Here is a 19873-nt window from a genome sequence, read left to right on the forward strand (position 1 = left end):
ATTGAGATGAAGCAACTCGACGCCATTCGAAAATTATCTGATTTCGACAAACAAGGTCGTTACGTTTACGCACTGTCGGATCTCAGAAAAATTTTTCATGAAGACACTGAAGCAAATTTGCGAGCTGGTATTAAACGGCTAATTAAAGACGGCATTTTGGTGCGGGCGAGTAATGGTGTTTTTGTCTACATGCCTGCGCGTTCAAAGGGCAGCAGCACGCTAGAACTGGTGGCGCGTACTATTCGACGCGGTGAATACAACTATGTCAGCCTTGAGTCCGCGTTGTCAGAATACGGGGCTATTTCACAAATTCCAATTGATCGGTTAACGGTAATGACCACTGGCCGTTCAGGTGAATTTAAAACGCCCTTTGGCACTATCGAATTTACCCATACCAAGCGCAACGTTATTGATATTTTGGATAATTCCGTGGAAGTTGGTCGTCCGCTTCGGCTCGCCACGCAGGCTGCCGCCTATCGTGACTTAAAACAAGTTGGCCGCAATCTGCATTTAGTTGATACCGAAGTTAAAGTGGCATGGCATATAAGTGAATGAATAAGTTAATGACTAAATGAGTTAGTTAACCAAGGGAACCTATGAAACGAGCACTGTTTGTCATTCTATTAGGCCTAGCCGCGCCAATGTCGCACGCGCTCGACCAAGTCAGCCCTTGCACCACCGTTGAGGCCTGCATTGCGCTGATACCTGAAAAAGACGTACCGAGTTACAGCAACGGCGAAGCCGATGAAGCCGTCAAAGCCCAGTTGCGTGCCTTTGGCCGCGACGCCCTAGAGCCCTTAGCCAAGCTTTCTGCGCACCCCAACAGCAACAAACGCCAGCTAGCCGACACCCTTATTGCAGACATAAAAGACATACGCCAAAGCGACTTTGAGCTGGTGCGCCAGGTTATTCAGAACAACGTAAAATTAGATGGCAGTGGCGGCTGGGCATACCGGTTGCTAGGCCGTATGGGCGGTGATCAAGCCGCTGAATTTTTGGTGAGTGAGCTTGTACGCGAAGGAAAAGGCGGCAACCAAATTGTGTTTGCGCTAGCCAAGATTGGCGCGCCGGCCATACCGCATTTGCTTAACGCTATGGCCTGTAAAAATAACTGTACCCCAGAAAGTTACGCGGGCTTTCAAGAAGTGTTTGATGACCTGCATCAGCTTGAAATATCGGATCAGCCAAGTGCGCTTGCGCTTCTTGCGTTGGCAAAAAACAACGACATTGACCCAGACATGCGTAAGCTAGCATTGGGGTGGGTAGGCTACATAACCGCCGAAAGCGCGCCCCTTGAAGCCGAGTTAATACGCATGGTAAAAGCCAACCCCGAGCTGAGTGAGCACGTACTCACCTCGCTAAAAGTACTGAAAAGCCCCTATGCGGCGGACTTGTTAGTGGCCAAACTAGCCCAAGGCGAGGGCCTGTACCGCGAGTGGATACTGCGTGACATTGGCCACCTTGGCCATACCGCCAAGCACGTGGGCGCCGAGGTTGAGCACTACCTAAATGCAGAAGACTGGAACACCCGTGCCGCCGCAGCCCGAGCACTCGGCTTTATTGGTTATGAAAAGGCCGCGCCACGGCTACAAACGATGCTGCTCAACGAGCAAGACTGGCTGCAAGTGCACGCCGCCTTGCAAGCCTTGCATTGGTTGCAGTACAGGCCAGCACTAGACGACATTGAACATGTTGCAACCAGCCACTGGTATGCTTTGGTACGTGACTTTGCCGCAGTGACCGCACAACGACTGCGCGCAGATCAATCGCCATTAGAAAAAGACGCTCAGCATTATTATTCACACCGCGCCCGCAATTGTAGTGCCGATCAATTTGCCATCATGGCAGAACCCGAGCAGATAAAAATTTATGACCGTGAATTTAACGGCCTAAACCAATTTAGTTACAAACACCCTTGGTGCGCTGACAAAGAGGCCGCCGAAGCCGATGAATACCTGACAGAGTTTTGCGCTTCGCCCGAAAGCATGGTGCAGCCAAATGTTGCTGCCAAAGTTGGCGACAGCTGGTTAACCGGCACCAACAACGGCGAGTGGGGCGGCGAAATGATGGCGTTTTACAAAGACGGCGCGCACGAACTTATACTTCACGAAAACATTGAAGACATATACAGCTACGGCTCTACCGCCTATGCCACCACGGGGCTGGCGCATTTAGGCATGAACAACGGTATTCTGTACCGCGCCACCGAAATAGCCAAAGGCTTCGCCGTAGAGCCCATTTACCGCCTGCCCGGCGCGCCCATGACCTCATGGAAGATAAACCCCCAGGAAATATTGATTAACACCTATTCTGGCCCCGTTATTTTTAACCCGGCCACTGGGCTGCGCACGCCGGATGGGTGTGAGGTTCGAACTAATGTGGAAAGTTAATACGATTTAATGGAGGCGCAAATGGCGCTACTGGCGCTGCGGCCTTGCCGACGGCTCCGCCGTTTCGGTGAACATTTACGAAAAAGCACCGGGTAAATCGGCACTTTCGATTGAGCACTCGAAGCTTGAAAGCGACGCGCAAGTTGAGCATTGGCGGGTGTGGTGGAAAGGGGTGGGGGGTGAAGGAGCTTTGATAGAACAAGTAATTTACAACGCGATAAATTAAAGCCTATGAGCACAGCGAATAATTAATTAAGATAGGCAGAACATAGTCTCACTAAATTTATAAATAAGAGCCAAAAATGGAATTTCCAGTCATAGATCTGTTTGCAGGGCCGGGCGGCCTTGGCGAGGGATTTAGCTCTCTAAATAATGGGCAATTAAAATTTAAAATAATAGCCTCGGCGGAAAAGGACCAGTATGCCCACGAAACCTTAAAATTAAGAGCCTATTTTAGGCGTCTTAAAAGCGACTTTCCTCAGTACCTATCTGATTATTACGATTTTGTTAACGGGAATTCAGATTTACCATGGACTGAACGTACTCGCGACATCTGGCAGGATGCCGTGTCTGAAGCGCTATTAGTAGAGTTGGGGACCGAAGAGGGAAATGCGAGATTAAACGCTGTAATTGAGGACCGTCTAAAGGATTTTCCTAAGGATATGCCGGCAGTACTAATTGGTGGGCCGCCTTGCCAAGCGTACTCATTAGCTGGGCGAGCGAAAAATATGAATGATGCTCGCTACGATCCATTGAAGGATACGCGAAACTTTCTTTATCGTGAGTATTTAAAGGTACTTCAATCCCATAGCCCAGCTGTCTTTGTTATGGAGAATGTAAAAGGCATCTTGTCGTCAAAAATAAATAATCAATTTATTTTTCACCAGATACTGCAAGACCTTTCTGAGCCAACTAAAGCTCTATTTAATAAAAAAGATGGCCACCGGTACGTAATTTGCTCATTAGTAACCGATGTGCACTTTAAAGCTGGAGATGATCCCAGTTCAATTGATTCAAGATCTTTTATTATTAAGTCAGAAGATTATGGAATTCCTCAGTGCCGCCATCGAGTGATTTTATTGGGTATACGAGAAGACTATTATCGAGATGATATTCCCTTACTTGAGAAAACAGAAATTCGGACAGTCGGATCGGTCATTAATGAGCTACCTCGTCTTCGGAGTAAGTTTTCAAAAATCGACGATAGCGCAGAAGTTTGGTCGAGGTTAATTTCTGAGAGCATTCGAGCAATCGCAGAACGGCTACGCAGTAAAAAGCGAAAAGCAGATTCCGAGTTAATCAAAAATCTTACTAAAGTTTCTAAAAGCCTTCCAAAGGAAGTATTAAAGACTGGAGGCCTTAGGGTTCCTGAGGTGGAGCATAATTTTGCAGTATCCAAAATAGAATTATTGGAAGGCTGGTATAAAGACAATAATTTAAAAGTTGTACTTAATCATGAATCTCGAGGACATATCCTCAAAGATATTGTGCGCTACACCTATGCTGCGTGCTTTGCGATGACTAACGAGCGCTCTCCTCGAGGACATGGAGATTATGACCACGTAGGTTTAGCTCCAAGTCATAAAAATTGGCAATCGGGTAAATTTGTCGATCGTTTTAAAGTACAAGAAAGTGAAAAGCCAGCATCCACAATAACCAGCCATATCTCGAAAGACGGCCACTATTTTATTCATTACGATCCGACACAAGCTCGAAGCTTGACGGTACGCGAAGCTGCAAGAATACAAACATTTCCAGACAATTATTTTTTCCAAGGACCAAGAACCCAGCAATATCATCAAGTTGGAAATGCGGTGCCGCCACTCTTAGCTAATAAAATCGCTATCGTTGTAGAGCATATTTTGCTTAATGCTCACATGGCATAGATATTTAGAGAAATTTTTGAAATTAGTGATTGTTTGATCATTTACTATATATTTTACAAAGCGCTGTCTTTTGTTGTACAACATAGCAGACGATGTTATAAAAATATTTCTTTTGCTTAGCGAGGGAGTGTTGAATTGAGACGTTTCTTGACTGTTGACGCAACACCAAAACCAGATTTTTTAATTAAGTCCTTAGCTGAGCAGGGATATAGTCTCAAAGCAGCTATAGCTGATTTAATTGATAATTCAATTGCAGCAAAGTCGTCGGCAATAGAGGTTTTGGTTGATACGGAGTCCGAACCATTTTGCTTATTTATTGCTGATAACGGTAGTGGAATGTCGCGAGGTCAGCTAGAAGCAAATATGCAGTTTCCTAGCTCCAATCCAGAAATATCACGTTACGAATCTGATTTAGGCCGATTTGGCTTAGGACTGAAAACTGCTTCTTTCTCTCAGACTAGGAAGTTCACCGTCATGTCTCGTACAGACACTGATGACGAATTTTACGGGCTAACTTGGGATGTGGAATACCTCAAAAAGACAGGGAAATGGGAAATAATTGTAAATTCAAAGGAGGATGTTGAAAGTCTCAAAAGCAAATATGATGAACTATCCAAAGCGTTTAATAAGAGGATGAAAGATTTTATACCGAGAACGATTGTAATATGGTCAGGGCTTTATAAATTCGAAGACTACCTATCGACATCCAATAGAAAATCAGCCTTGCAAAGAGAGATAGTTGAACAAGCAAGTGAACATCTAAGTATTATTTTCCATCGATTTTTAGAGCGGGACAACGACCCGCTAATGATTCGCATAAATAATATGCTGATTGAGCCTTTTAACCCTTTTCCTGAAGATAATAAAAGCTTGAGAAAGCTTGAATTTAAGAAAAAGTCATTTGGTGGTGACTCAATAAAAATGGAAGGTTTTATTCTGCCTGCCTCCAGTATAAAAGAGGCTCGCACAACTAGAACTAAGTGGACAACCGAAAACAAAAGCTTATCAGATATGGAGGGCATCTATATCTATCGTTCTGATCGACTAATCACCTATGGAGGCTGGAATGGATTGATTCGTAAAGCCCCCAGGTTGCAGTTGGCACGTTTGCGTGTTGACATAGGAAATCAAGCCGACCACCTGCTACATCTTAATGTCGCAAAATCTAAAGTTATAATTCCACACGAACTTTCTCAAGCCTTCAAAAAGTATATATCAGAACTTACTGAAGAGGCTGAAAAAGAATTCTTTAATCGAGGGATAAGTCGATTTGTCACCAGTGATTCAAATAAAGAAGAGACAATTTTAAGAAAAGTCGCATCTAACAAAGGGCCTCTATTAGAGATTAATAGAAAATTTCCCATTTTGAGTAGTCTTTTGTCATCGCTTGATGTAAATCAGCAAAGCCAGATGAGTTTGATAATTAGAATGGTAAATACACAAATAAATAAAATTAGAGCGACTCATCAAGATGTAGATTTTTTCGAATTAAAGGAAGTTGACGGCAAGGGTTTGCTGGAGATATTTGAGTCGTTGAGAAAACAGGGGTTCACCAATGATTTTATTCGGAGAAACTTGATTCAAGAACTTGGAATAAATTCAGAAAGCATCCCGCCAGAAATTGCCAACGAGTTGGAGATAAATAATGGATAGCTACAGGCTTAGATATCAAGATGCTATTAAGGATAAGCTAAAGATTTATCTCGAGAAGGGTAGTTTTGAATCATTAGTAGAAATAAATTCTTCGGTTTACCAAGAAATAAGAGATAGTATAAAAGCAGGTGCTGAATTTCTTGGGTGGCCGGAATTAGATGAGGCAACATTTAAATCATTTTACGAGGTAGTTCGAAAGGAAGTTCAAGCGAATCATGTTACTACAATATTGCCACTGCACATACTGTCAAAGACAAAAAAAACTTGGCTTAATGAAAAGGTTTTTGGCGATATTAAATGGAATTATACGGATCGGTATCTTGAATATCTAAGAAGTAATGGTCGAGCAGATTCAGTCGTTAATGAGATAGAAAATTCGAGCTTGAAAATATTAGGCCGATTAGGAAATCCAAGTTCAAGTAAGCCATTCTTTATAAAAGGGTTGGTTGATGGTGATGTTCAGTCCGGAAAAACAGGGAATTTTAATGCCGTTATTAATCGAAGTTTAGATGCGGGATATAAGCTAGTTATTGTTTTATCCGGTATTATGGATGATCTGCGAGATCAGACACAAGGGCGAATTGATTTGGATGTTGTGGGGGATGGTATTGGTGTAGGAGAAAGATCTAGGTTCGGTCACCAAGGTAATAGTAACGTAGCTCAGGTAGTTTCAATTACATCAACAGATTCCGATTTCTCTCGACCGTTGGCTGACGCAAACTTTTCGTTAAACCACACTAATATCATGGTGTGTAAGAAAAATGTAAGTATTTTGAGAAATATTCTTTTGTGGTTATATGATAATTTGATTCCCAACGAGTCTCATCACAAAATACCATTATTGATAATTGATGACGAAGCAGATAATGCATCTCTTAATAATGAAGGCCATAAAGGTGAGAAATACGCGTCGACAATAAATGGTTATATTCGCGCTATATTAGGTCTTTTTCATAAGAAATCTTACCTCGGATATACGGCTACACCTTTTGCCAATGTCATACAGGACAGAAATGGGCCAAGCGCCGAGAAATGGGACGTTTTAGATAAAGCTAAAGGTCGTAATCTGCAATTTGACCTTGTAAATAATCTTTTTCCAGATGACTTTATCATTCTATTGGATGCTTCCAGTAATTATATTGGGCCGCATTCGATTTTTGACTCATTCCAAAATAATGAAAAGCTGCCTGTGGTGTTCGAGGTCAATGATTATATTCCTAATTTTCCAACTCGTGTTTACAATAATGAAGGTAATGTAATTGGCGTAGAACGATTTGACACAAAATCTGATTGGGATGAAAGAGTTGGATCGCATAAGGCTTATCTTGATTTCGCGAACTACTCTGAATATCGAAGCTCAACAAGGGCTGCGAAAGCTATCGATGATTTCCCAAAAGAGCTCCCACAAAGCATTATCGATGCAATGTTGTGCTTTATTATTGGTATAGCAGTACGGGAAACCAGACGTATCGACATGGTCCAAAGCAATTTGTACCAACCACATAATACTATGCTTATCCACGTCTCACGCTATACATCATGGCAAAACCGAACAGCACATTTAATAAAGAGCCATTATAAAAAAATCATTGAAGGTTTAAAGTTAGACAAACCTAATGCGCCGAATTCAATATATAAGAAGTTCGAAAAGGTTTGGGTAGATTATTGTGATTACATCATAGGATCCATAGACCATTATTTACCTACAGATTATCAAGATAAGTTTATGCGCCCCGTATCTTTTGAGACGATAGTCCCCTTGCTCGAAAACGCCGCATCAAACATCGAAATATTGGCGCTAAATAGCTCGACGGGAGAAAAGATCAAGTACGAGAAATCATCCCCTAGAAAAATAATCGCTATTGGTGGTAACAGGCTATCACGGGGTTTTACTCTTGAGGGGCTGACTATTAGCTATTTTGTAAGGACAACGAACTATTCCGATTCATTGTTACAAATGGGTCGATGGTTCGGGTATCGTCCAGGATATCTAGATTGCTGTAAACTTTTTACGTCAAATGATCTAATTAGGAATTACAATTCTACAACTTGGTGTATTGATGAGCTTAAAGATGAGTTTAGAAGTATGGAGCAGAAAGGCGCTAACCCTCGACAGTTTGAGATAAGAGTCCGAACGCATCCAGGCGTTTTGAAAATAACTCGCCCGTCTATTCTAAAAAATTCAACGACCGTTAAGTGGTCATTTCAAGACTCTCTGGTAATGACGACTGAATTCAACGTGAATAAGAAAAAAATAAATTCAGTGTGGGAGCATTTTAGAGATGGAATAGCGCCTTTGTTTCAGGAAAGCTACATAAATGGATCTATGCTAGTCGCGGAAGCGAATACTCACCAATTGTTAGATATTCTAAATGGTAGTACCAACTTTGAAGCGTCAAGGTTAGAGCTCATAAAGCAATATATTGAAAAGGCAAACAAAAAGAACTTATTAACTAACTGGACGTTAGCGGTAAAGCTTACAGGATCGGCGACCGAAGATGCTGGCTTGGGCAAAATTAAACCGGAGCAGAGTAATTTACCTGAAGAAGTCACGCTTGCGGTTAGAAGAGGACCAAAACAAGCCCGAGGAAATCATTTTTATCGTGATTTTCTAGAACTAGAAATATTTCGAGCCGGCGGGGCCTCAAGAAATATTATGAGCAGTGGCTCAGATATGAGAGCCGCTTTGGACAATGATGTTGCGTTGAGAGCTGAGGAAAAGTTTCGTGTAAGAAAAGGTGATGAACTGCGTCTTAAAAATCCTGAACTCAGTGATAACGAAATTGTTGAATTGGTAAAGAAGACCACCATACCTGAAAGAGTCTACCGTGAGTGTTTGCCGGCGTCGCAAGGAGTATTGGTAATATACTTATTTGATCCAATGTACACGTTCAATCAGACGCGAGGTGATGAAAATGAAGAAATTGCAGAGTTACTTTCGAAAAGACAACAAAATTTAAATCAACCGCTTGTAGGCATGGCTATAGGATTTCCGCCGATAGAACGACAGTTAGATCCCTGCGGGACATACGTAAAGGGTGATTATGAATTAGAAACTGCCGATGAGGATATCGATGATGCGGCTGGTGAGTTTGTACCATTCGATTCGGAGTCATAATGAATTTAAAAGCAAAATGGACGACTCTTATTGAGCAAGCAAAATCTTCGGGCTTAAATACATTACGTTTTGAATCTGACGGTCCTTTGGAGTTGTTCTTAGGGATTGATAGCGATAAAAATCGTTTGGTTATGATTCAGGTTCCAGCAGAGTACGACCCAAAAATTAAATTATTGAAAAATGAAAACATCGAATTAATCTTTATTAAAGATTCTAGTTGCTTGATAATTAGGGTTTTTGATAGTGACTATAACGCGATATTTGATGACTTAATTTCATCATTGCTAAACTCTATCGATGAATCTGATAATGCAGTAAATGCAGCAGATAAGTTTCTTTTGACTTATTTTAAGTGGAATTCATTTTTCTCAAAATATCCCAAGAAAATATTGGGCTTCCAGAAGATTCTAGGTCTTTGGGGGGAGTTAGTATATTTGTATCGATTGTTAGATGAGTCCACTAATCAAAACGGAATTAACTCAGTTTTATCCGGATGGGTTGGGCCGATGGGTGCCGCGCACGATTTCGAATTCGACAAACACGCTTATGAAGTAAAAGCCAAATTAAAAAATTCAAATCTCATAAGGATCTCGAGTGAATTTCAATTAGAATCTGTGGATAATAAAGACATAAAACTAGTTGTTATTTCCGGTGAGCGTAGTGATGACGGTGATACAATAGAAGATATGGTGACGAAGTGTCAGGAACTAATTACTTTAAAGGGCGGGGACTTCAGCCTCTTTCTTAGTAGCATTCTAGAGGCTGGTTTAAATTTGGTTACGATTGAATCGTGTGTTGATGTGAAAATTCGCTTAGTATCGATAGATATTTATGATTGTTCGGCATCGGAATTCCCCAAATTCACTCCTACAAATCTACCTATTGGGATTTCAAGTGTAAGATATAATTTAGACTGCGGTGAAATAGAAATATATAAGATTTTCTCGGAGACCTTCTAAATGGATCTTAATTCAACATTTTCTACAAAGCAGGATTTAATTGACGCAAGTTTGGATAGTGATGGATTTGTCCAGCAGAGTTTACTTCTTGACGAAATTTTGCCGTTATTATTAGAGACGAAGGTTGTAGATTCTGAAGATATAAATCATACATATTATTTGTCTTCGGATAATAAAGCCAAAATTAATGGATATACAGTAAATGGGACGGGTGAAAGACTACAGATTTTTATTGTAGACGATGACTGGCTTTTGGTCGATGCTCAAGAGTCAACAGTATCGCAACGATCTGCTTATGAAGAACAATTTAAACGCGCGGAACGGTTTATTAGTAATGCTTTGCAGGGAAGTTTATCGGACGTTCAAGAGTCTGACCCAGTGAAACCTTTAGTAAGTAGACTTTCAAGTGTTGATGGCATTGAGAGCTTTGATGTTATCGAGTTCTTTTTAGTAACACTTACATCAACAGTCTCTTTCAAGGGGAAGTCAGTTGAGCTTCGCTCAATTCACTTTCAGGACGAGGTAAAAAATTATAGTTACACAAACCAGCAAGGACTTAAGTCTCGGAAGGAAATTCTTTTTATTCGCCGAGTTATAGATCTTAATTACTTAGCAAATGTGATCGCTTCTCAAGGGCGTGCGGAACCATTGGTCGTTAGATTCAAAGACGTCATAGGAAACAATATTAAGGTCATTAAAGCCGCTGAGGGAGGAGATTTTGAGTCCTACTTATGTGTATTGGATGCTAATATTCTAGTTGATTTATATAAACGATACTCAAGCCAGTTGTTGGAAAAGAACGTGCGTTCATTTCTACAATTTAAGGGCGTAAATAAGGGAATAAGGCAAACTATAAGAGACGAACCTGAGAAATTCATCGCATATAATAATGGTCTTACAATAACCGCGACATCAGCTAGTTGTGTATACCATAAGAAAGAACTATATCTTGAAAGTTTGGTGGACTTTCAAATCGTAAATGGGGGGCAGACTACAGCTTCAATATACTTTTCAAATAAAGAAGGTATTGATGTTAGCAAAGTAAAAGTTATGGCGAAGATCAATGTCGCTAAGAGCACTAGGTCTGATGATCTCGAAGATCTTATTTCCAAGATAAGCGAATATTCTAACTCGCAATCGAAAGTATCTAAAGTAGACCTTAGATCTCGAAATAAAAAGCTGATAAAGCTTAAGTCACTGAGTGATACGGTCATGACCCCCTCGGGGAAACGATGGTTTTTTGAGAGAGCAAAAGGGGATTTCAATACGCAGGTTCGTAAGGCTCCCAACTCGAATAGGTTAAAATCCGAATTCCCTCCGGAACGGCGTTTCACCAAAGAACTCATGGCCAAATATTATTGTGCATGGGGTGATGCACCTTATATGGTGAAGAAGGGAGGAGAAAAGGTCTTTAGGACCTTTATAGAGAATTTAGATCCCGAGGTGGGTCCTGATGTAGAAGTAGATCGATCTTTCTACGAGGAGCTCGTAGCTAGAATTATAATTTTTCGTACAATGGAAAAAATTTATGGGCAGGGGAAAGGTGCGATAGGCCAGCTTCGTTCAGCTGCGGTACCATATGCGATGTCAGCTATTTTTAATTGGAATATCAGTAATAATAACCGCTTTTCATTGCAAAGAATTTGGAGAGAAGAGCAAATCGGTGAACAACAGAAGGAGTATTTTAAGAGTTTGCTCCAGCTGATAAATGATTTGATAAAAAGGTATTCACTTAGTGATGACTTTGGTGAGTATTCCAAGAAGCAGGAGTTGTGGGAATCTATAAAATCTTCGCAAGAACTAAAGGATTTTATGAGTAATGCTTATACTTCAAAAATGTTAGACTTTTCATAGTTGATTTCACGGAAAAGAATGACGCTCTTAGGAATCGCCGAATCTTACTTAAAATTAATTAAGTATCTACCGGACAATTGGCGCTGATTTGAAGCGTTCACTACCAATCCCGCAACTGCTGTATCTGCTTAATCCGGTCACGCTGCACGGTCAGCGCTTCAAATACATCGTTGTAGTTAGTGTTGTTGGGCGTTAAATCGGGCAACGCAAAATTTGCCTGAGTAAAGAACTCACGCTGGTTGCTGTCCCATGCTTGCTGCCACCATTCCAAAATATAAGCGCGTGACTGCGTCAACCTCTGTCGTGTAGGTAACTTGTCCGACTTATTTTCGTTGATTTTTTTCTGGGTCGGTAACAAGTTCCACAAGTCGTTATTGGGCCAGCGAGCAAACGGAAAAGCATGATCAACCGCGTAAGCGTTCTTATTTAACGAACGGCCGCTCCAGCAGCAATCGACATCAGCCAATGCATCAACACGTTCACGAACCCTGCGGGTTGATCGCTCTGGGTTCTCCCATTGCAGTGCATTAAAATAGTCTAATTTAGTGTATGCGCTAGGGTTGTCAATGGCCATTAAAATTGATCCACTTTTGGCCAATAAAATTGACCCACCTGCGATCAGGTTTTGCTAACTTTCTCCTTCAGTCGATAGCTTTCTCCTCCGAGCATAAATATGTGTGAGTGATGGATGATGCGGTCGATGATCGGTACCGCAACATTGTCATCATGGAAGAACTCACCCCAACTGGTAAAATCTTTGTTCGTTGTTAAGATGATAGACCGATATTCGTACAAGCTATTGATTAGCTGGAATAAGTTGTAACGCGACTGACGCGACATGGGTAAGTAGCCCAACTCATCAATGATGATGAGATCGTATTTACTTAGCTGTGTGAGCCGCTTTTTGAGCTCTCCCTTCATTTCGGCAAGCTCAAGTTCCTCTACCAGCGTCAATGCGTTTCTGAACAAAACTTTATATCCAGCTTGGATTGCTTCATGACCGATCCCAATGGCCAAGTGGGTCTTGCCCACGCCCGGCGGGCCAATAAAGATCACATTTTGGCGCTCATCAATAAAGCTAAAGTCGAGTAACCCATTGATTTGGCGCTTGGTTACCGTGGTTTGGTGACGGTAGTCGAACAAGTCGAGACGTTTTTCATTTGGGAACTGTGCCTGTTTGTAGTGGCGTTTTATTCGGTTCACGTTGCGTTGGGTGATTTCATGTGACACTAACGATTCAGCGAAGCTTAAGTAGGATTCTTCATTGGCTTCAGCCGTGGCCACCAGAGTGGCCAACTGGCTCGCTGCTGCACCTAACCGTAAGCTACGAAGCTGCTTAGCGATATTGTCTAACTGGTTCATGATAGGCTCCGTTGCGCGTTAACGTGGCTAATACGGCGGTACATGCTTAAATCGATAGTCACGGGGCTATCCTCCTCGTCATCGGCCATGCGTCCGCGCTGCTCGGCACTGAACCATGCATCGATATGCTCACGCATCTTGCTCGCCGTTAACTCTTCTCGCTCAAGCAAGTGGGCTGTAAGTGCCGTGGGTAACTCACCGTAGTGCTTTAATACATCCAGAGCACCGCGCAGTTGGTCTTTATAGAACCGAGGCATGGTTGCTTTGAGCTGTGCCGCAATAGCGCGACCAACATCGATACCTAGACGCTCGTTGAGGTACGCTTCAAGCGCTTCTACCGCCTGCGTTTTGTCGCGGTAATGGTCGCGGTTTTTGATAATAAGGCCTTTATCAAGACTGACCGTATGTTGGCCAATAAGCTCACCGGTGGCAGGGTCGAGTAAGAGTAATTGACCATTGGCTTCACTGACACCAACTCGGCTTTGTTGCCATTCCATAGGCACCGAGTACTTGTTCGAGGCCCAAGAGATCAGCCCCGTTTTATCAACCTTGCGCGTTTGCATGGGCGTGTTGTCTAAGCTGGCCATAGCTACATGATAGTGGTTCATGTGTGACCGCTCTGAGCGGTCATAATGGCGCTGCGGCTGCTCTTTGGTGGTGCCGTGTACTCGAATGTTGGCTACTTCATTTAGCCAATCAAGCGTGTAAGCGCGGAGCTCTGTTTCACTGCGGAATGACTCACCATACAGACAGTCCTGTTTGACGTACTTAACTGCTGCTTCAACCTTGCCTTTGCTCTCCGGATCAAAACCCTCGCAAGCATGAATATGGAATGATGCCGCCGTGGCGTACTGCGCAAAGCGTTGATTGAGTTTGAGCTCGCGATATTCTTCGCTCAAGACCACCAACTTAGTTTGGTCATAAACACATTCTTCGGTCACGCCGCCGAAGTAGCGAAACGCTTCGTCGTGCATCTCAATAAAGCGCTGTGTATTCAGCGGTTGCAGCGAAAGGCCTACGTACATGAGGCGGCTGTATGAGAGCACAAACGCAACAAAGTAAACGGTGTGTGGCTTACCATTGATGAGCACACCACGAAGCTCACCAGGGTCAACCTGACACTGCACACCGGGAACAGTTTCGATGATGGGTTCATAATAACGATACTGCCCGACAGCAACCTCAGCTTTTAAGTTTTGCACGTAACGGCGCATGCTGCGTTCGGATATGGGCAGCTTGCCCACCTTGCGACATAATCGGCGCATGAGCTTCACTGCGGACAACTTGGGGTAGTCTTTAAGCTGGTTGATCAGATAATCGCGATAGCCATCAAGCCACTTTTCACGCGAGGTATCTTCCATCATCACGCAGATACCTTGCGCGTCCATTGCTAAGTATTTTTTCACTGTGTTGCGCGAGATGTTCAACTCTCGGCTAATGGCACGGATCGAGAGTCCTTGTCCGTTGTCGTACATCGATTTTATTTTGTGTATCACTGTCCACTCCTTCAATGTGCCGCCCCCGCTTTATTAGTTGAACGGGAAACGGTACAGAAAAATGTGGCCGAAGCCACGAAAAGTGGATCAAAATTAATGGCCGAAAGTGGGTCAGTTTAGTTGGCCATTAACAAGGGTGCTCGCGGTTATAACCTTCCATCAAACTAACCCATTCATTAACTAATGCTGGCTCTATCCAGACGCTGTAGTTCGTTAGCACATCCCAAATGGAGCGCGGCACATAAAAAGTCCCGAGTGACTTTAAGAATTCAAAATCGAGTATCAAACTATGTTTCGGCGCCTGACTTCGGTTCAGTTCAACCTGAAATATCTCGTCTTTGGTGCCGGGTAATGTGATGTATTTAGCCGGCATGTTTTTAATTGTCGATGCGATATCTTTTAAAGTGCGATAGACGCTTGTTGCTTCGTCACTATCAAAAATGCAACGGCCGATATAAAAGTCATTGGGGCTGTAGTTTGTGAGTGTTTCCCAACCGTTGGCTTTAACGAACCCCAACTTTCCGCTGCCACCTTGGTGCATAGAAAATGTGTCGACTAATGGTTTGTATAGCTTTAACCAATACAGGGATACTAATCCCATAGGCAAAGCAATGTGGCTTTGTGTGCGCTCGAGTACTGCTCCAGGATGGCCTTCGGCAATCCTTAATAGGGTGCGTAAGAGAGCGACTTTGTAGGTGGACGACTTACTATCATTAATGACGATGTTTCTGATTAACGGGAAGGCCCCCGTTCCATCATCCGGCAACGTCAACAGCACGGTTTCCCAGGCGACATCCTGCCGACCAAGCTGGTCATCACGGGCATTCAGAAGTCGAAAACTTAAGCCTTGCTGTTGTGCATATTGTTTCAGTTCATCAGCTGATACCGGGTGCATGGTACGGGTATCGGGGCTAGCTCCATGCCGCAACGAAATCACCATGTTGCCATTGGGCTTGAGTAGCGAGCTTAGTTTACGAAAGGCGCGCTGGCGCGAAGACGGAGCGATATGCATCCATACCGCGCTCAGTAAAATGAGGTCGAATTTCGTTGCGTGGCGTTGCACATGCTTCAGTTCAGGCAAACTATCGTTGATCCAGTGTACCGAAGGATTGGGATGATACTGCTGGGCGCGTTCGCGAATGCCATCTGCTGGCTCGACTGCATAAACAGTGAGGCCACGATCAGCGAGATAACGCGCATCACGGCCTGAACCGGCACCAACATCTAGCACTAAGCCATCAGTTGGAATGAGATCAAGCCAGTCGCGGTGTACTTGCTCAAAATCAAGGCTGTCATATTGGTCGGCAAGCTGTTCAGCGTTGCGGGTGTAATAGTGAATTGTATCGTCCATAAGTACGCAATAACTTACCCTGTTGTGCGAATAGAACCACTATAAACCTAGTTGCTAAAAACTCAAACTAACCACCAATCGCCGCGCCCCACCATGGTCACGGTGTTCGCAAAGGTACACCCCTTGCCAAACGCCCATGTTCAGCCGCCCGTTAGTTACAGGAATAGTCACCGAGCTACCTAGCAAGCTGGCCTTCAAGTGAGCGGGCATGTCGTCAGGGCCTTCGAAAGTGTGCCGGTAGTAGGGTGCGTTTTCGGGCACCATTTCGTTGAAGTGGCTTTCAAAGTCTTGGCGCACCGAGGGGTCGGCGTTTTCGTTAATGGTGAGCGAGGCCGAGGTGTGCTGAATAAACACGTGCAAAATGCCGGCATCCACGGTGCCTAACTCAAATAACGCACGCTCAATGTCGTCGGTTATTAAATGAAATCCGCGTGGCTTTGGCGCAATGGTTATGGTGGTTTGTTTTACCGGCATAGCAACCTAAGCCACAGAAAAAACGGCACCCACGAAAACCAATGCAGCTTGAACAGCTGCTCAACCTGTTCACCCGAAGATAATGACTCGTCTATGTACGCCATACTATTCCCTTTGGTTAATGTTGTACGTTGCTGTCAGCTTACTGCTTTTGCTGAATAGATGGAATATACCGTACATTTCGAATATTTCGAAAAACTTGACATGTTTCGAATATTGCGAATAATGGAGTTGTAATTAGACGTTATGGAGCTTCACTTATGAATACTTATGAACAACTACCGACTGCGCAGGAATCTGCACTAGCGAAATTGTGTAGCCAAGAACTTGCTGCGGTGATCGAAACGAAGTTAGATGTTCAGTCTTTGTCATTAAGCTCTCCAGATGGCCAGCTAAAGCAAGTTGAGATCCCGGTGAGTGCGCTTCGCTTAATGGTGAATTTACTGACTGAGCTAGGCGAAGGCAATACCGTGAAATTAGTGCCCATACATGCTGAACTGACAACACAAGAGGCTGCAGATTTACTGAATGTGTCTCGTCCAACAGTAATTAAGTTATTGGATGATGGAACTGTACCATTTCATCGAGTTGGTAACCGAAGAAAAGTGCGCTTTAACGACATAAGACAGTATCAAAACCAACTAGAACAGAAGCGACTGAAAGCTCTCAATGAATTGTCGAAGATGGATCAAGAGTTAGGGTTAGGCTACTGATGAGCTCAAGCTATACGGTTATCTTTGATGCTTGCGTATTGTATCCGGCACCGCTGAGAAGTCTGCTGATGTATTTGGCGCTCAGCGGTGAGTTCAGGGCTCGTTGGACGAATGATATTCATGACGAATGGATTAGAAATGTATTAGCGAATCGACCAGACTTAACGCGCGAGCAATTGGAGAATGTGCGAAATTTAATGGACAAGCACGTACCTGGGGCAATTGTGCAAAATTATCATCCGCTTATCTCGTCAATATCTTTACCCGATGAAGATGATCGTCATGTGGTTGCTGCAGCAATACAAACCCGAGCGGAGGCAATTGTGACGTTTAATTTAAAAGACTTCCCCGATAATCAACTTAGTCAATATAATCTTAAGGCTATTCATCCGGATGATTTTATAACAGATTTGATGGAGCTAAACATCGTAGCTGTTATTCAAGCTGTTAGACATCATCGTGCAAGTTTGAAAAATCCGCCGTTTACCGCCACTCAGTATCTTGATTGTTTGTTGAAGCAGAAATTACCAGAAGCCGTTTCACGGCTAAGTGAATTTAAAGCGCTATTTTGAATAAACTAAAATAGTAAACACTTACCAACATGTAACTTTTCTGCTGCAACTGAACACAAAAATTTTTCACACCCCCCACACACATAAATCCCCAGAAAAGCGCCATCCACACCAACCGCGCAGCAGCAAATGGATCTAAAAGCCTATACAGTGCTAATCTAAAGCCCACATAACAATAAGGAGAACACCCATGGCGAACACCAAAACTCATGTAGCTCTAGCTATTGCGCTGGCGCTTGGCACCGCAGCTTGCTCAGAAGCTCCGGCACCTAGCGAGCAGTCACAGCAAGCCGCTACCCAGCAAGTGACTGCAGCTGAGCGTCAAGCGGAGTCAGAAAAGGCCAACCAGCTGTTTGAAGATATCTTTAAGCAGGCGGTTATGCGTAGCCCTATGTATCAGTCGTACTTGGGGATAAAAGATGACCAAGACCAGTGGGACGATATCTCTGATGCTAAGGCCGACGAAGAGCTGGCGATTGCAAAAGAGAACTTAGCTAAGGTTGAGGCTCTAGATGAGGCCAAGCTAGACGAGCAGACCTATTTAAGCTGGCAGCTGATGAAGCAAGATCTTGAGGAGCAAATCGCAGATTACCAATGGCGTCATTACAATTACCCGGTAAACCAAATGTTTGGTCTGCATTCTAGTGTGGTGTCTTTGCTAATTAACCAGCATCGTATTAGTGAAGTAGAAGATGCTGAAGACTATATTGCTCGTTTGAATGGCTTGCCTGAACTCTTCGTGCAGTTGCAAGAGAACTTAAAGTTGCGTGCTGAAAAAGGCATTATGGCGCCGAAATTCGTGTATCCGTACGTGATTAGCGACAGCCAAAACATCATTCAAGGTGCGCCTTTTGATGACGGCGAGCCAAGTGTGTTGTTAGAAGACTTCACCAATAAGATAAGTGATTTGGACATTGATCAAGCCCAGTACGATGCCTTGGTTGGTGCGGCTGAGCAGGCGCTGACACAAGCAGTGAAACCCGCTTATGAAGGCTTGATTAGCGCGGTAGAAGAACTTGCGCAGCAGGCTGACACCAAAGACGGCGCGTGGAAGTTCCCAGACGGCGAAGCTTTTTACAATAACGCCCTGAAACGTACCACAACCACGGATTTAACCGCCGACGAGATTCACGAGATTGGGTTAAGCGAAGTGAAGCGTATTCATGATGAAATGCGTGTGATCATGCAGCAAGTTGGCTTTGAGGGCACCTTGCAAGAGTTCTTTGTGCATATGCGCAACAACCAAGATTTTATTTATCCTGATACTGCCGAAGGCCGTCAACGCTATTTAGCGGAAGCTACTGCGCTTATCGACACCATGCGTGAGTTTTTAGACGAGCTGTTTATCACCAAGCCTAAAGCTGACATGATTGTTAAAGCGGTAGAACCGTTCCGTGAAAAGTCAGCCGGTAAAGCGTTTTATCAGCAGCCTTCTATGGACGGCACCCGCCCGGGTGTGTATTACGCCAACTTGTACGATATGGCCTCGATGCCAACCTACCAAATGGAAGCGCTGGCGTACCATGAAGGTATTCCTGGCCACCACATGCAAATTGCGATTCAGCAAGAACTTGAAGGTATTCCGTCGTTCCGTAAATTCGGTCGCTACACGGCTTACAGCGAAGGCTGGGGCTTGTATACCGAGATGCTGCCAAAAGAATACGGTTTTTATAAAGACCCGTACTCAGACTTTGGTCGTTTAGCTATGGAGCTATGGCGCGCGGTACGTTTGGTGGTTGATACTGGTATTCATGCGAAGCAATGGACTCGCGAAGAGGGTATCGATTTTTACGTAAGCAACACACCAAACGCTGAAGCCGATGCACGTAAAATGGTTGAGCGCCACATTGTGATGCCTGGCCAAGCCACGGCGTACAAAATTGGTATGCTGAAAATTGTTGAGTTACGTGAAAAAGCGCGCACCGCCCTTGGCGACAAGTTTGATATTCGTGAATTCCACGATGTTGTACTTGCCAACGGCCCGGTCCCGCTGAACGTGCTGGAGCAGTTTGTTGACGTCTATATTGCCGACAAACAGGGCTAGC

15 protein-coding genes are annotated in these 19873 nt (G+C 43.7%); 10 read left to right on the forward strand and 5 right to left on the reverse strand.

The features are described from left to right. Positions 1 to 6: 6 nt before the first annotated feature. The 7 genes from abiEi to KGF88_RS12885 all read left to right on the forward strand — a co-directional run bounded on the left by abiEi (position 7) and on the right by KGF88_RS12885 (position 11860). Entirely contained in the window at positions 7 to 555 is a 549-nt protein-coding gene (gene abiEi / locus KGF88_RS12855) for a type IV toxin-antitoxin system AbiEi family antitoxin (RefSeq protein ID WP_153827299.1), read from the forward strand. Positions 556 to 596: 41 nt separating this feature from the next. Further along, positions 597 to 2390 (forward strand): HEAT repeat domain-containing protein, encoded by a 1794-nt coding sequence (locus KGF88_RS12860; protein ID WP_153827298.1) that lies wholly within the window; start codon positions 597 to 599, stop codon positions 2388 to 2390. Between the two features lie 302 nt (positions 2391 to 2692). After that, positions 2693 to 4276, forward strand: coding sequence for a DNA cytosine methyltransferase (locus KGF88_RS12865; RefSeq protein ID WP_153827297.1), 1584 nt, complete (start codon positions 2693 to 2695; stop codon positions 4274 to 4276). A gap of 147 nt (positions 4277 to 4423) precedes the next feature. Further along, entirely contained in the window at positions 4424 to 5929 is a 1506-nt protein-coding gene (locus KGF88_RS12870) for an ATP-binding protein (RefSeq protein ID WP_162014638.1), read from the forward strand. Then, on the forward strand, positions 5922 to 9047 hold the full coding sequence (locus tag KGF88_RS12875; RefSeq protein WP_153827295.1) for a Z1 domain-containing protein: 3126 nt from the start codon (positions 5922 to 5924) through the stop codon (positions 9045 to 9047). Before KGF88_RS12870 ends, KGF88_RS12875 begins: the two co-directional genes overlap by 8 nt. Beyond that, entirely contained in the window at positions 9047 to 10006 is a 960-nt protein-coding gene (locus tag KGF88_RS12880; RefSeq protein WP_162014637.1) for a PD-(D/E)XK motif protein, read from the forward strand. The genes KGF88_RS12875 and KGF88_RS12880 overlap by 1 nt, the downstream gene beginning before the upstream one ends. Then, complete coding sequence (locus KGF88_RS12885; protein ID WP_153827293.1) at positions 10007 to 11860, forward strand: AIPR family protein; 1854 nt, start codon at positions 10007 to 10009, stop codon at positions 11858 to 11860. Positions 11861 to 11960: 100 nt separating this feature from the next. On the opposite strand, the gene KGF88_RS12890 is transcribed toward KGF88_RS12885, so the two are convergent. From KGF88_RS12890 to KGF88_RS12910, 5 genes are all read right to left on the reverse strand, one after another. Continuing rightward, on the reverse strand, positions 11961 to 12434 hold the full coding sequence (locus KGF88_RS12890; protein WP_153827292.1) for an HNH endonuclease domain-containing protein: 474 nt from the start codon (positions 12432 to 12434) through the stop codon (positions 11961 to 11963). Between the two features lie 44 nt (positions 12435 to 12478). Continuing rightward, positions 12479 to 13222, reverse strand: a complete 744-nt coding sequence (gene istB / locus KGF88_RS12895; RefSeq protein WP_110077105.1) for an IS21-like element helper ATPase IstB — start codon at positions 13220 to 13222, stop codon at positions 12479 to 12481. Further along, positions 13219 to 14718, reverse strand: a complete 1500-nt coding sequence (gene istA / locus KGF88_RS12900; RefSeq protein WP_257119941.1) for an IS21 family transposase — start codon at positions 14716 to 14718, stop codon at positions 13219 to 13221. The genes istB and istA overlap by 4 nt, the downstream gene beginning before the upstream one ends. A 127-nt stretch (positions 14719 to 14845) precedes the next feature. After that, entirely contained in the window at positions 14846 to 16069 is a 1224-nt protein-coding gene (locus tag KGF88_RS12905; protein ID WP_153827346.1) for a class I SAM-dependent methyltransferase, read from the reverse strand. A gap of 54 nt (positions 16070 to 16123) precedes the next feature. Then, entirely contained in the window at positions 16124 to 16543 is a 420-nt protein-coding gene (locus KGF88_RS12910) for a secondary thiamine-phosphate synthase enzyme YjbQ (RefSeq protein WP_153827347.1), read from the reverse strand. Between the two features lie 260 nt (positions 16544 to 16803). Here KGF88_RS12910 and KGF88_RS12915 point away from each other — a divergent pair, with 260 nt between their 5' ends. The 3 genes from KGF88_RS12915 (at position 16804) to KGF88_RS12925 (ending at position 19872) form a co-directional block, all read left to right on the forward strand. Then, on the forward strand, positions 16804 to 17256 hold the full coding sequence (locus tag KGF88_RS12915; protein WP_153827348.1) for a helix-turn-helix domain-containing protein: 453 nt from the start codon (positions 16804 to 16806) through the stop codon (positions 17254 to 17256). Next, entirely contained in the window at positions 17256 to 17828 is a 573-nt protein-coding gene (locus KGF88_RS12920) for a PIN domain-containing protein (protein WP_153827349.1), read from the forward strand. Before KGF88_RS12915 ends, KGF88_RS12920 begins: the two co-directional genes overlap by 1 nt. Positions 17829 to 18018: 190 nt before the next feature. Then, positions 18019 to 19872: a DUF885 domain-containing protein gene (locus KGF88_RS12925; protein ID WP_153827350.1), complete on the forward strand. Its 1854-nt coding sequence runs from the start codon at positions 18019 to 18021 to the stop codon at positions 19870 to 19872. Position 19873 lies beyond the last annotated feature (1 nt).

The organism is Idiomarina loihiensis (assembly GCF_024584785.1).
GTDB lineage: Bacteria > Pseudomonadota > Gammaproteobacteria > Enterobacterales > Alteromonadaceae > Pseudidiomarina > Pseudidiomarina fusca.